General features: G+C 64.8%; 14 protein-coding genes and 1 other RNA gene. 1 reads left to right on the top strand and 14 read right to left on the bottom strand.

Going from position 1 to position 13,208, the window contains the following annotated elements; translation table 11 throughout:
• Positions 1-187: 187 nt before the first annotated feature.
• The 6 genes from NOF53_RS19715 to NOF53_RS19740 form a co-directional block, all read right to left on the bottom strand.
• The gene (locus NOF53_RS19715; protein ID WP_255971847.1) at positions 188-919 is read right to left on the bottom strand and encodes a DsbA family protein; all 732 of its coding nucleotides are present in this window, start codon (positions 917-919) and stop codon (positions 188-190) included.
• A 41-nt stretch (positions 920-960) separates the two neighbouring features.
• On the bottom strand, positions 961-1,449 hold the full coding sequence (locus NOF53_RS19720; RefSeq protein WP_255971849.1) for a MauE/DoxX family redox-associated membrane protein: 489 nt from the start codon (positions 1,447-1,449) through the stop codon (positions 961-963).
• A gap of 26 nt (positions 1,450-1,475) precedes the next feature.
• The gene (locus tag NOF53_RS19725; protein ID WP_255971851.1) at positions 1,476-2,702 is read right to left on the bottom strand and encodes an MFS transporter; all 1,227 of its coding nucleotides are present in this window, start codon (positions 2,700-2,702) and stop codon (positions 1,476-1,478) included.
• Between the two features lie 51 nt (positions 2,703-2,753).
• A complete protein-coding gene (gene pgm, locus NOF53_RS19730; protein ID WP_255971853.1) occupies positions 2,754-4,385 on the bottom strand; it encodes a phosphoglucomutase (alpha-D-glucose-1,6-bisphosphate-dependent) in 1,632 nt (543 codons plus the stop codon).
• A 75-nt stretch (positions 4,386-4,460) separates the two neighbouring features.
• Complete coding sequence (gene crcB, locus NOF53_RS19735; protein ID WP_255971855.1) at positions 4,461-4,805, bottom strand: fluoride efflux transporter CrcB; 345 nt, start codon at positions 4,803-4,805, stop codon at positions 4,461-4,463.
• Positions 4,802-5,173 carry a fluoride efflux transporter FluC gene (locus NOF53_RS19740; RefSeq protein ID WP_255971857.1) on the bottom strand — a complete coding sequence of 124 codons (372 nt, stop codon included), beginning with the start codon at positions 5,171-5,173 and terminating at the stop codon, positions 4,802-4,804. Before NOF53_RS19740 ends, crcB begins: the two co-directional genes overlap by 4 nt.
• 138 nt (positions 5,174-5,311) lie before the next feature.
• On the opposite strand from NOF53_RS19740, the gene NOF53_RS19745 reads away from it, so the two are divergent.
• A complete protein-coding gene (locus NOF53_RS19745; RefSeq protein WP_255971859.1) occupies positions 5,312-7,057 on the top strand; it encodes a CocE/NonD family hydrolase in 1,746 nt (581 codons plus the stop codon).
• A 68-nt stretch (positions 7,058-7,125) separates the two neighbouring features.
• On the opposite strand, the gene ssrA is transcribed toward NOF53_RS19745, so the two are convergent.
• From ssrA to prfB, 8 genes are all read right to left on the bottom strand, one after another.
• Positions 7,126-7,497: a transfer-messenger RNA gene (gene ssrA, locus NOF53_RS19750) on the bottom strand.
• A gap of 95 nt (positions 7,498-7,592) precedes the next feature.
• Positions 7,593-8,459 (bottom strand): EamA family transporter, encoded by an 867-nt coding sequence (locus tag NOF53_RS19755; RefSeq protein ID WP_509908954.1) that lies wholly within the window; start codon positions 8,457-8,459, stop codon positions 7,593-7,595.
• Positions 8,456-8,929: an SsrA-binding protein SmpB gene (smpB, locus tag NOF53_RS19760; protein WP_109331155.1), complete on the bottom strand. Its 474-nt coding sequence runs from the start codon at positions 8,927-8,929 to the stop codon at positions 8,456-8,458. Before smpB ends, NOF53_RS19755 begins: the two co-directional genes overlap by 4 nt.
• Positions 8,930-9,004: 75 nt before the next feature.
• Positions 9,005-9,910 (bottom strand): permease-like cell division protein FtsX, encoded by a 906-nt coding sequence (ftsX, locus tag NOF53_RS19765; RefSeq protein ID WP_255971862.1) that lies wholly within the window; start codon positions 9,908-9,910, stop codon positions 9,005-9,007.
• A gap of 66 nt (positions 9,911-9,976) precedes the next feature.
• Positions 9,977-10,666, bottom strand: coding sequence for a cell division ATP-binding protein FtsE (gene ftsE, locus NOF53_RS19770; protein ID WP_109331159.1), 690 nt, complete (start codon positions 10,664-10,666; stop codon positions 9,977-9,979).
• A gap of 55 nt (positions 10,667-10,721) precedes the next feature.
• Positions 10,722-11,186 carry an Rv3103c transmembrane domain-containing protein gene (locus tag NOF53_RS19775; protein ID WP_255971864.1) on the bottom strand — a complete coding sequence of 155 codons (465 nt, stop codon included), beginning with the start codon at positions 11,184-11,186 and terminating at the stop codon, positions 10,722-10,724.
• Positions 11,183-12,079, bottom strand: coding sequence for a mechanosensitive ion channel family protein (locus NOF53_RS19780; RefSeq protein WP_255971866.1), 897 nt, complete (start codon positions 12,077-12,079; stop codon positions 11,183-11,185). The genes NOF53_RS19775 and NOF53_RS19780 overlap by 4 nt, the downstream gene beginning before the upstream one ends.
• Before the next feature lie 6 nt (positions 12,080-12,085).
• Positions 12,086-13,192 (bottom strand): peptide chain release factor 2, encoded by a 1,107-nt coding sequence (gene prfB / locus NOF53_RS19785; protein WP_255971868.1) that lies wholly within the window; start codon positions 13,190-13,192, stop codon positions 12,086-12,088.
• Between the last annotated feature and the right edge of the window lie 16 nt (positions 13,193-13,208).

Consider the following 13,208-nt stretch of genomic DNA (forward strand, 5'->3'; position numbering starts at 1 on the left):
CGTGCCACCCGGACGATCGCGGACACAAACTCTGGATCCATCGAAAACCCTGTTCCGCTCATCCCCGAGGATCCCAGGGATGAGCCGCTCAGTGTTCACGATGTCCTGAGACATCAAGTGTTCGCGATGTCCTGAGCACACACAGGAGTCCAGACACTCGTCAACCACGCACGGGCGGCGGAGCCGCCTACAGCTGGGACACCCAGTTCTCGTCCGAGAGTGCGTCGATCACGGTTCCGTCCTCGACCACTGCCGGGGTGCCCGTCGCCCCGGTCGCCCTCAGCGCCTGACGACCTGCCTCCGCGTCGATCGCCGCCTGGTCGACCTTCGCACCGGTGGTGATGCACTGCGCAGCGTCGTCGGACGCTCCGGCGTCGCGCGCCATCTGTGCCAGTTCCTCGTTGGAATGGTCGGAGTCGCCGTTCTCCGCCGGCTGGTTCTCCGGCGCGAACAGGGCGGCATGGAAGTCCGAGTACGCCGACGCATCACCGGTTTCCGCGACGCACTGTGACGCAGCGACGGCGCGGGTGGAGTAATCGCCACTCGCCGAGAGCTGGTTGAGGAAGTTCAGAATGTGGTAGCGGACAGCCACTTTCCCATCGTCGATCGCTTTCGCCAGTTCTTGCCCGTTCTTGTTCTCCAGCTCGGCGCAGTACGGGCACATCGGGTCCTCGAACAGGTCGATCGTGGTGGCTGCGTCGGTACGGCCGAGGAGTACGACACCGTTGTCTTGGATCGACACCTGGACCTCGGAGTTCTGCACTCCCCCGTAGCCTTCGTTACGTGGCTTGCTTCGGTTGTTCTGCCAGATCACGCCGCCGATCACGAGGGCTGCGATGACGAGTACGGCAAGCCCACCGAGGATGTAGGTGGACCGGCTGGACTCCGGCTGCGGGTTGTATTTGTTCTTCGAGCTCACGTGGATGCAGTCCTTCGACGTCGGATCGATTTACCAGTTGCTCACTCTGCCATCGTCGGCTGAGGGGCCACTGAGAAAGGTGCCCGGGAGCCGAGCCCGAGGGCGAATGGTGTTCGCGGGAATACGACCAACCATGCCGCCAGCGCGAGGAACCCGAGGTCCCGCAGGATTTCCTTGGTGTAGTCCCAGCCGTCGACGTCGGCTGCTCCCCCACCACCGAAACATCCGCAGTCGATGGACAGGCCACGCGCCCACACCGAGATGATGACGCCGACGAGGACGAGTAAGAGCGCCGCCGACACCGCCGCAGTCGCGCGAACCGCGAGTCCGATCAGAAGCAGTAATCCGAGGGCGATCTCGAAAAACGGCAGGGCGTTCGCGACGGGACGGACGAGTTCTTCCGGGAGCAGTTGGTAAGCGCGGACCGCGATGGTCGTTTGTGCGGGATCCGCCACCTTGAGCGCGCCGGAGACGAGCCAGACGGCGGCGAGAGACACGCGGGCGACGAGGGAGACAATCCTGATCCACACCGGAACGAGAGTACAGACGCCGCCGATCAGAGCGCTTCGACCGACACCTTGGGGGCCGGCTTGTTGGGCACCAGCAACCAGCCAACCGCGGCGACGAGCATCACACCGCCGGTGACGGCAAAGGCGACCGCGTACGACAGGTGCTGGGCGAGCAGACCGGCGCCGACCGGCCCGAGGACGCCGCCCACGTCGGCGACCATCTGGAACGTGGCGAGCACGGGACCACCACGCGACTTCGCACCCACCACATCCGCCACGGCTGCCTGTTGGGCGGGACTCATGATGCCGGAACCGACACCTGCGACACCGGAGAGCACGAGAAACACGAGAAGGTCCTCGCTGAGACCCATGCCGACGGTGCTCGCCCCGCACACCAGGAGACCGAGCACGACGAAGAGCTTCCTGCCGTAGGTGTCGGACAGCCTTCCCGACACGATGAGTACCAGCGCGTTGCCGACGGCGAACACAGCGAGGGCGATTCCGGCGAGCGCTTCCTCGCGGTGCAGTGCCTCGACGACGAACAGGGGAACCATCGCGATCCGCACGCCGAAGATCACCCCACCGAAGGCGAAGTTGGAGCCGAGCGCTGCGCGGTAGACCGAGGAGCCCAGCGCCTCCCGGAGGGTCATGGTTGCTCCGACGGCGGTGGCGTCGGGTGCTGTGAGATGCGAGCCCTTCAGGCTGACGAAGACGACTGCGGCTGCGATGACGAGGGCGATGGCGTAGATGACGAACGGGACTCGCAGACCGAACCCGACGAGCAGCCCGCCGACGAGCGGTCCGCTGATCGAGCCCAGCAGGAAACTCGTCGCGTACAACCCGGACACGCGGCCGCGACTGTCGATCGGTGCGATCCGGATGACGAGACCCATTGCGGACACGGTGAACATCGTGGAGCCGATACCGCCCAGGGCGCGGAAGATCAGCAGCTGCCAGTAGTCGCCTGCCACGGCGCAGGCCGCCGTGGACGCCGCAACGATCAACAGGCCGGTTATGTAGACCGGCCGCTCCCCCAACTTCTGCACCAGCCCGCCACTGAGTGGAGCAAACACCAGCCGCATGAAGGCGAACGACGAGATCACGACGGTCGCTGCCGTCACGCTGACATCGAAGCTACGCGCGAACTGCGGCAGCGCCGGTGCAACGATGCCGAATCCCAAGGCGATGACGAAACTGGCCGACACCAGCACCCAGATTTCCGAGGGAAGTCGGGGTTTGCTCCCGGAGAGCAGCCCAGCTGCACGAGTGTTCATTGGAATTCGATGCTATGTGCAGCCACCGACAAACCAGCACTCACCCCGGGGTCACCTCAGCGCATCGGCCACCAGTTCCTTGGCTGCTGCCTGCACCTGTGCGAGATGCTCGGGACCTTCGAAGGATTCGGCGTAGATCTTGTAGACGTCCTCGGTCCCCGACGGCCGGGCGGCAAACCACGCGTTGGCCGTGGTCACCTTCAACCCTCCCAGCGGTGCCCCGTTTCCCGGAGCAGTGGTCAGCGTCGCCGTGATGGTCTCCCCGGCGAGCTCGGTCGCCGTCACCTGTTCCGGCGACAGCCTCGCCAGCACCGCTTTCTGCTCCCGCGTCGCCGGCGCGTCGATGCGCGCATACGCGGGACTGCCGAACTGCTCTGCCAGCTGCCGATACCGGACCGACGGTGTGTTACCGGTGACGGCCGTGATTTCCGAGGCCAGCAGCGCGAGGATGATCCCGTCCTTGTCGGTGCTCCACACCCGGCCGTCGTGTCGCAGGAACGATGCCCCCGCGCTCTCCTCGCCACCGAATCCGAGCGAACCCTCGAGGAGTCCCGGAACGAACCACTTGAAACCCACCGGGACCTCGAGCAAGTCGCGGCCGAGGCTGTCGACCACGCGGTCGATCATCGACGAACTGACGAGTGTCTTGCCCACCTGAACGGACGGACCCCATCCCGGGCGGTTGGCGAACAGGTAGTCGATGGCGACGGCGAGATAGTGATTGGGATTCATCAGTCCCGCGTCGGGAGTGACGATTCCGTGCCGGTCCGCGTCGGCATCGTTACCCGTGGCGATGTCGAAGCGATCCCGTGCTCCGATCAGGGACGCCATGGCATCCGGAGACGAGCAGTCCATGCGGATCTTGCCATCGGTGTCCAGGGTCATGAACCTCCAGGTGGGGTCCACGAGCGGGTTGACGACTTCGAGATCGAGATGGTGTGTCTCGGCGATGACACCCCAGTAGTCGACACTCGCACCGCCCAGCGGATCGGCGCCGATCCGCACTTTCTCACTGCGAATGGCATCCAGATTCAGCACGCTCGGCAGGTCGTCGACGTAGAACCGGAGAAAGTCGTACCGCTCGGCGCGCTGGAAGGCCCGCTCCGAGGACGTGCGCTTCACCCCGGACAGATCGCGGCGCAGCAGTTCGTTGGCGCGGTCGGCGATGATCGTCGTGGCCTCCGAGCCCGCGGGACCCCCGTGCGGTGGGTTGTACTTGAATCCGCCGTCGCGCGGCGGGTTATGGGACGGCGTCACCACGATCCCGTCCGCCTCGGATTCGGGACGGCTGCTGTTGTAACGCAGGATGGCGTGGCTGACCGCGGGAGTCGGAGTGTAGCGGTCCCGTGAATCGATGAGCACCGTCACGTCGTTGGCGGCCAGCACCTCGAGAGCCGACATCCAGGCAGGCTCCGACAGCGCGTGCGTATCGCGTCCGAGAAACAGCGGACCGTCGATGCCCTGCGATGCCCGGTATTCGACGATGGCCTGTGTGGTGGCGAGGATGTGGGCCTCGTTGAACGCGGAGTCGAGGCTCGAGCCGCGGTGCCCGGACGTCCCGAACAGCACCTGCTGCGAGGGATTTTCGGGATCGGGCACACGGCTGTAGTACGCGGTGACCAGGTGCGCGATGTCTACGAGATCCTCCGGCAGTGCCACCTGACCCGCCCTGTCGTGCGCCACGAGACCTCCTCCAACTCGACGATGACCTACTCGACTTACCGATCCCATCCTGCACCCTCACGGCGGAGTCCGCGATCAGTACGTGCATCGGAAGCCGAGCCAGGCGGCGCCCAGGCCGGCGGCGACGCTGGCGGCCACATAGAGGAGTGAGGTGACGGTATGTCGGATACGCGCAAGTCCGACGGATTCGACCGCGAAGGTGGAGTAGGTGGTGAGGCCACCGCAGAAACCGGTGCCGAACAACGCGAACAGGTGCGCAGACATCGCTGCCCCCGACAGCATTCCGAGAATCAGGCAACCGGCGATGTTCACCACGAACGTAGCGACGGGGAAGCTACGGTACGCCACGACGTAGCGCGCAGTCAGGTAGCGCACGGCGGATCCCAGCCCACCACCGAGCGCAACGAGGAGCAGCGTCATGCGATCGCTCCACGGGCCCGACGACGGCGGTGGCCGACGAGCATGCCCAGTCGCGCCGCGAGAAGTGCGGGCAGCAGGGTGGCCGTCACATAGAGCGCGGCGCGTCCGGCGTCCTCCCCCACTGCGTCCACGGCGAAGGTCGAGAAGGTGGTGAACCCGCCGAGGACACCGACTCCGAGGAAAAGCCGCAACATCCGGTCCGGCCCGAGCATCTCGGCGAGGTATCCGAGAAGCAGTGAACCGACGACGTTGACGACCAGGATGGTCCAGATGCCGGGCCACTGTTCGGCCAGCAGGTATCGCGCGGTGGCACCGAGTGCGCCTCCCGCTGCGACCACGACCACGGGTTTCGATACGGCCACCGGCATTCCTTCCGTCCCGGACACGATCCGGCTACAACTCTGCCGAACCGAGTGCTCGGGCCCGCGCATCCTCACCTGGAGCGATAGCGTGATTTCCACAACACATCGTGTCACGGGGGTTCGATGATGCTGCGGAAATCGGTTGTGACTGCATGGTGCACGGTTCTGGCGTCGACGGTCGTCTTGACTCCGATCGGCGCCGTTCCTGCCGGGGCGGGGCCGACGGACGTGAGCGTCCGGACCCTGTATTTCGATGTGAGCGTGGGGCCGGACGAGGACGAGCGATGCGTCGTGGTGGGTGACCTGTACGTTCCGACCGGGGTGACGGCCGAATCCCGAGCTCCAGCGGTCTTGACCACCAACGGTTTCGGTGGTTCGAAGAACGACCTCGTGAACTCGGCCCGAATGTATGCGGAGGGCGGCTATGTCGTGCTCGCGTACTCCGGTCTCGGCTTCGGCGGTTCCTCCTGCAAGATCACCCTCGATCATCCGGAGTTCGATGGGAGGGCGGCCCGCGCACTGGTGAGCTATCTCGGCGGGAGCGAGGGCATCGCCTTCGCCGATCCCGGCTTCACCAGGCCCGAAACGCCGCTCGACCGAGTGATTCTCGACGAGCCTGGCGATCCCCGCGTCGGCATGACAGGTGCGTCCTACGGCGGGGCGGTCCAGTTCGCCGCAGCATCAGTCGACCCCCGAATCGACACGATCGTGCCGATGATCACCTGGAACGATCTTTCCCACTCGATGGCTCCCAACGGTGCCGAACAGACCACCGGAGTCGATTCGTCAGTTCCCGGGGCGGCGAAACTGCTGTGGACAGCCGGATTCTTCACCCAGGGAGTGATTTCGCCCGGAGCCGCGGGTTACCAGTCGGATCCGGCTCGGGCAGACGGGTGCCCCAACTTCGAGCCCTGGGTCTGCCCGGCGTTCACGAACGCCATCGCACAAGGTATCCCCGACGAGGAATCGGTCCGGCGATTCCGTGAAGTCTCGGTGACCTCCTACGTCAGCCGTATTCGGATCCCCGTTCTGTTGATCCAGGGCGAGCAGGACACACTGTTCGACCTGGGCGAGGCGTCGGCGACGTTCGACGCCCTCCGCGGACAAGGCACTCCGGTCTCGATGATCTGGCAACGCTGGGGACACGGCTCCCTCGCGCACACTCCCGGAGACTACGACGCCAAGCGACCCGATGCCAGGACCCAATATGTGCCTATGCGGATAATGGCGTGGCTCGATCACCATCTCCGGGGCGCCCCCGTCGACAGCGGACCCGCTTTCTCCTACTTCCGTCCGTGGGTGGCATACGACGGAATCGCCGGCCCCGCGTATGCGACATCGGATACGTTCCCGGTGGGCATGCCCACACCTCTGCACTTGTCGGGTGACAGCGAGCTCATCCCACAACCGCAGTCCGTCGTTGCGGGACAGCAGTCCTTCTCGACCGGTGCCGGCGGCTTACCGACCGGGCTCGCACCACCGAGCATGATGCACGTCGGCGGTCTTCCGCCGCTCCAGCGCCCCGGCAGCGAAGCACAGTGGACAACGGAGCCTTTCGCCGCACCGTTCGACGTAGTGGGGAGTCCTGTCCTGCGGGTCCGGCTGGGTGCGAGCACCCCGCCGGTCGTCTTCGCGAAGATCTACGACGTGAGACCGGACGGAACGGCTACCACCGTCGAGGGGCTCGTCACGCCCGCACGCGTGTTGACGACCGACTCGGTGGTCGAGATCACGCTGTCCGCGATCGTCCACCGATTCGAACCCGGCCATCGACTGCGCGTCGCGCTGAGCGGGGCCGACAACAACTTTCGAGGCGGTCTCACCCCGGCCCGAGTGACGGTGACCACGGGCGACCCCGGACAGATGCTGACGGTGCCCGTGGTTCCGTGAGGTAGGCACCGCACGCCACACGAGAAGATCCGGGCCGGACACCTGGTGTGGTGTCCGGCCCGGATCCTGGGTGGAGCTGCCGGGAATTGAACCCGGGTCCTACGCAGCAAAGCTAGGGCTTCTCCGTGTGCAGTTTGCTATGTCTCTACTTGGATCTCCCAGTCTCGCAAACAAGTCAGGATGACGATCCCAGTCGCTGTTGGTTGTCCCGTTCGACTCCGCGACCGAGTCGAACGGTAAAGCCCTCTAGCTGATGCCAGTACCCGGGCCGAGGGCGAACCCGGACTGACAGACACGCAGTCGCTACTTAGGCAGCGAGTGCGTAGTCGCGCTGATTGGAATCGGCGCTTATATGTTTGCAGCGACGCTTACGGTGGTCTCTTGCCTGCACCGACACGCTTCCCCTACCTCAACGTACGCAGTCGAAACCGTTCAGCCCCGTACGTGCCCCACGAGTCTCGCGGGGCCACCTAGTGTAACGCGTACCCGCTCCGGATTCATCCCGGTTTTCGTCCCGAGTGTCGGCGACGGTATTTCAGCTGGCCACGGCAATCATTCCGACGGCCGCCAGGGCCAGCAGCATCCCTGCCTGTTGCACCTTGCTCACCCGTTCGCCGAGCATCACCATCGCCAGCAGCACCGTGGCTGCGGGATACAGCGATCCGATCACACTGACGAGAGAGAGCAACCCGCCCTGGAACGCATAGAGCATTGCGGCGTTGGCCGCCACATCGAGGAAACTGACGTAGACAGCGAGCTTCATCGGCTCCCCGTGCGGCAGGAGGAAGTGACCGGACGCCGCCGCCACTGCCCACACGACGGCCGTCGCTGCGCCGCGCGAAACGGCCAGGGGCCACAACCCGCCCTCCTCCCCTATCTGGTGCAGCGCCACGAACGCGATGGCGAACGCGACACCGGAACCGACCGTCAGCATCGCAACGGACTTCGTGAAAGCCAGCACTCGCCCGCCCGCTACCTCTCCGGCGGTCTCGTCAGGCGATTCACGGCTGACGAGTACGACGGCGACGAGCGCCACGGCGATCCCGGCGTACGCAATCGATCCGGGCCGTTCCCCGAAACCGAGACCGACGAGAACGGGGATGCCTGCCACCAGAACTGCCGTCAGCGGCGACACCACCGACATCGGTCCGGACGCCAGCGCCAGATAGAACCACCACACGGCCACACCGCCGGCCACACCGGAGACCGCGCCCCATACGACGGACGAAGTGGTGAAGGTACCCGCGACGAACGGCGCGATCACCAGCACGATCAGCAGCGACAGCGGATACGAAACGATGACCACCCGCAGAGCGGCTACCCGCCGGGAGGCCACGCCACCGACGAAATCGCTCACGCCGTAGCCGATCGCAGCTACGAGCGCGAGCAGGATGCCGGTCAGCGCATTCCCTTGACTCGTCGTCCGAGTTCGCGGGTCACCTCACGTTCGGCGGTGCGCTTGGCCAGGTCCTGACGCTTGTCGTAATCCTGCTTGCCCTTCGCGAGCGCAAGCTCCACCTTCACCTTGCCGTCCGAGAAATACATCGACAGCGGCACGAGGGTCTGATTTCCCTCCCTCGTCTTTCCGACGAGATGATCGATCTCGCGCTTGTGCAGCAGCAACTTCCGGGTGCGCCGCGGCGCATGGTTGGTCCACGTGCCCTGGGTGTACTCGGGAATGTGGAGAGACCGTAACCACACCTCGCCGTTGTCGACGGTGGCGAAGGCGTCGACGAGCGACGCCTTTCCCTCACGCAGGCTCTTCACCTCGGTTCCCACGAGGGCGATGCCGGCCTCGTAGGTGTCGATGATGGCGTAGTTGTGACGCGCCTTGCGATTGGTCGCAATGACCTTGCGGCCCTTTTCCTTCACGTTCCGGGCCTTTCAGTCCGCGATGTTCATGAACAGTTCGTTGTCTCTCCAGCATAGGAGAGGGAGCAAACCGAATTATTCGCGCACGTACAACCGCAACGTCACGTAGGCGGTGACCGCCGCCATTCCCACACCCACCAGCAGGAGGACGGGCGAGACGAACAGCACGTCGCTGTTGGAGATCCGGGCGACGATGTTTGCCTCGTACACATCGGCCAGCACGTCGTCGATGAACATGTTCTTCGCGGTAAAGAGGCCCACGATCGCGAGCACTGCCCCGACCACGGCCGCGACCACCGCCTCGAGCAGGAACGGAAGCTGCGTGTACCACCGGGTCGCACCTACCAACCGCATGATCCCGACTTCCGTCCGCCGGGTGAACGCCGCGATCTGAACCATGTTCGCGATCAGCAGGATAGCGGCGACAGCCTGCACGATGGCGATCGCGAACGCCGCATTGCGCACGCCGTTGAGGACGCTGAAGAGACGCTCGACCAGTTCACGCTGGTTGAGCACGCTCTCGACTCCGGGACGCGCACCGAACTGGTCGTTGATCACGCCGAACCGCTCGGGGTCGCTGAGCTTCACTTTGAACGACGCCGGAAAGCTGTCCGGGCTGACCAGTGCAGCGAGCTCGGGCTGGTCCTTGAAGACCCGCTCCGTCGCATCCTTCACGGCGTCGTCCCGGTTGAGGTACTCCACGGACACCACCGACGGCGTTTCGTCGAGTTCCTTGCGGAGGGAACTGCAGATCTCCGCCTCGCAGCCGGGGTCGGAGGTGGAGATGTCGTCCGTGAGGAAGATCTGAACCTCCACGCGATCCAAGAAGATCTGCTGCGTCTTGCCCGCCATCTGCACTACGAGGAGTCCGCTTCCGAACAGCCCGAGGGAGATCGCAGTGGTGAGAATCATCGCGATCGTCATGGTGACGTTGCGACGGAGTCCGGTGAGGAGCTCACTGAAAATGAAACTGGCACGCATCGGAAATCGGAGTCCTTCGTCGAATCGCTTACGGACGGGGGCTGGCGTCGAGGGAGGCGCGGGCGGCTAGCGCCCCACGCCGTACACACCTCGGGCTTCGTCGCGCACCACTCTTCCGAGGTCCAGTTCCACCACTCGGCGACGCATCGAGTCGACGATGTGATGGTCGTGCGTCGCCATCACTACTGTCGTGCCCGTGCGGTTGATTCGCTCGAGCAGCAACATGATGTCCTGGCTGGTCTCCGGGTCGAGGTTGCCGGTGGGCTCGTCGCACAGCAACACCAGCGGGCGATTCACGAAAGCCCGCGCAATCGCGACGCGCTGCTGCTCACCACCGGAGAGTTCCGTCGGCAATCGGTCCGCCTTGCCGGACAGACCGACCATCTCGAGGACCTCTGGGACCGTCCGCGCGATCATGGCGCGGGGCTTTCCGATCACCTCCAAGGCGAAGGCGACGTTCTCCGACACCGTCTTCTTCTGTAGGAGCCGGAAGTCCTGGAACACCACGCCCATACTCTGGCGCAATTTGGGCACGCGCCGAGCCGACAGCTTGTTGACGTGGAAATCTGCGATGTGAATGTCGCCCGAGGTCGGCGACTCCTCCTTGAGGAGCAGGCGCATGAATGTCGACTTACCCGAGCCCGACGGGCCGATGAGGAAGACGAACTCACCCTTGTCCACCTCGACGCTCACCTTGTCCAAGGCAGGTCTGGTGGAGGTCTTGTACGACTTCGACACATTCTCGACGCTGATCACGAGGAGCCAGTCTAGACGTTATCGAACGGTGACCAAATGGCGCGCAGTCGAGCCGTCATCGCCCCGTCTGCGAGCCGGGCGCAGTCGGTACCGGCGACATCGTCGTCGGGGGGCTCGGTGTTGCCGGAGCCGGGAAGAGTTGCGGCAACCCGAAGGGCAGCGTCGTCGTGGGCTGCGTGCTCTGCGACGGCATCGTCGACCCCGGCGTGGATTCGGGCGTCGTTGCTGTGATGGTGGTGGTGACGTCCGTCGTCTCCGTCGGGGTCTCCGACGTGGACGACGGCAGAGTCGTCACCGGGGCTGGTTCCTCACTGGGTACGGGCGTGCTGATCGTCGGCGCCGGCGGGGGCGCCTGCCCGCTGTCCTCGGGGGGATTGAGTGAGGTGTACAGGGTGTAGAGCACCACCCAGAGCACGCACAGCACCAGCGTCGATGTCCGTACGCGCCCGCCGAACAGCTTCGCCGGGAGGAGATGTGAATGCAGGACCCGATCCAGTCCGCGCCTCGGTTCCTCGCTCATCCCGCGTCCTCCCCTGCCCGGACGGTCTGCAGGTCCGGGGACACGGTGATCCCCTGCCGACGCATCGCTGTGGCGACGCGCACCCGCAGAGCCCGCCCGACCTGGAATTGCTTACCCGGCAGGGTCCGAGCAACCATACGAACGCTCACCTCGTCGACGGTCAGGCGTTCCACACCCATCACCGTCGGCTCGTCGAGCAGTAGCTTCTTGAGTCCCCGGTCCGCGAATGCTTCGACACCCACCTGGTGAAGAACCTCGTTCACCTGATTGATGTCGGCGGCAGCCGGAACCGGAACGTCGATCACAGCCCTCGCCCAATCCTTCGACAGGTTGATCGCCTTGACGATCTGTCCGTTGGGGACGGTGATGACCTCTCCGTCTGAATTCCGCATCCGCGTGACCCGCAGTGTCACATCCTCGATCACACCTTCGGCGTCGTCCGAGGCACCGGTGACGGCGAGCCGGACCGTGTCACCGAAGCCGTACTGGCGTTCGGTGATGATGAAGAATCCGGCGAGAATGTCCTGCACCACTCGCTGCGCACCGAAACCGAGCGCCGCACCGAGGACGGTGGCCGGTGCCACGAGACTGCCGATCGGCAAGCCGAGCTGATCGAGCACCTTCATGGTGGCGATGACATAGATGATGGTGATGACCACCCAGGTGATCACCTGAGCCACCGAGTGCCGGTGCTTGGTGGTCTCGGAACGGACCAGGGCATCGCCCTGCATGTAGTTGTTGTCGATGCGGTCGGTGATCTTGTCGCCGCCCCAGCTGACGAGTCTGGCCATCAGTAGGGCACCGAGCACCGTCAACGACACGGCCAGTCCTGTGGAGCTGAGCCAGTCGAAGAGATTTCGAGTGGGAGCGAACATGGTTGCGCTGATCTCCATAGGCGTCTAGGCCTGGGTCTCGCGCATCCGCCACCGGATGCCGGACTCCAGGAAACCGTCGATGTCACCGTCGAGGACGGCCGACGGATTGTTGACCTCGAATTCGGTACGCAGGTCCTTCACCATCTGGTACGGGTGCAGCACGTAGGAACGCATCTGGTTGCCCCACGAACTACCGCCGTCGCCCTTCAGGGCATCCATCTCTGCGCGCTCCTCCTTCCGCTTGACCTCGAGCAGCTTCGCCTGCAGGACGCGCATCGCCGACACCTTGTTCTGCAGCTGCGACTTCTCGTTCTGACAGGTGACGACGATTCCGGTGGGGATGTGCGTCAGGCGTACCGCCGAGTCGGTGGTGTTGACCGACTGGCCACCGGGACCGGAGGAGCGGTAGACGTCGACGCGGACGTCGTTCTCGTTCACATCGATATGGTCGGTGGTTTCCACGACCGGCAGGACCTCCACCTCGGCGAAGGACGTTTGCCGTCGTCCCTGGTTGTCGAAGGGGCTGATCCGCACGAGGCGGTGTGTGCCCATCTCCACCGAGAGGGTGCCGTAGGTGTACGGGGCCTTGATCGCGAACGTCGCGCTCTTGATTCCGGCCTCCTCGGCGTACGAGGTGTCGTAGACCTCGACCCCGTAGCCGTGCTTCTCTGCCCACCGAATGTACATACGCATCAGCATCTCGGCCCAGTCTGCGGCGTCGACACCTCCCGCACCGGATCGAATGTTGACCAACGCGTCACGCTGGTCGTACTCGCCGGACAGCATGGTCTTGACTTCCATGGCCTCGATGTCCGCCCGTAGCGACTCCCGCTCGGCATCGGCATCGGCGAGCGCCTCGGCGCCCGCGTCCTCCTCTGCCAGCTCGTAGAGAAGAGGAAGGTCGTCGAGCCGCTGACGCAGCTCCTCGACGCGGCGCAATTCGGCCTGCGAGTGTGAGAGTTGGCTGGTGACCTGCTGTGCATGCTCCTGGTCGTTCCACAGGTCTGGGTCGGCCGCCTGGTGTTCGAGTTCGTCGATGCGGCGACGCAGCTCCTCCACATCCAGCACCGATTCGACGGTGCGGAGAGTGGTGTCGAGCTCGCCTAGGTCTGCAGATACGTCGGGATGCACGGTGCCCAAGGTTACC

Source organism: Rhodococcus tibetensis (assembly GCF_024438035.1).
Lineage (GTDB): Bacteria > Actinomycetota > Actinomycetes > Mycobacteriales > Mycobacteriaceae > Rhodococcus_F > Rhodococcus_F tibetensis.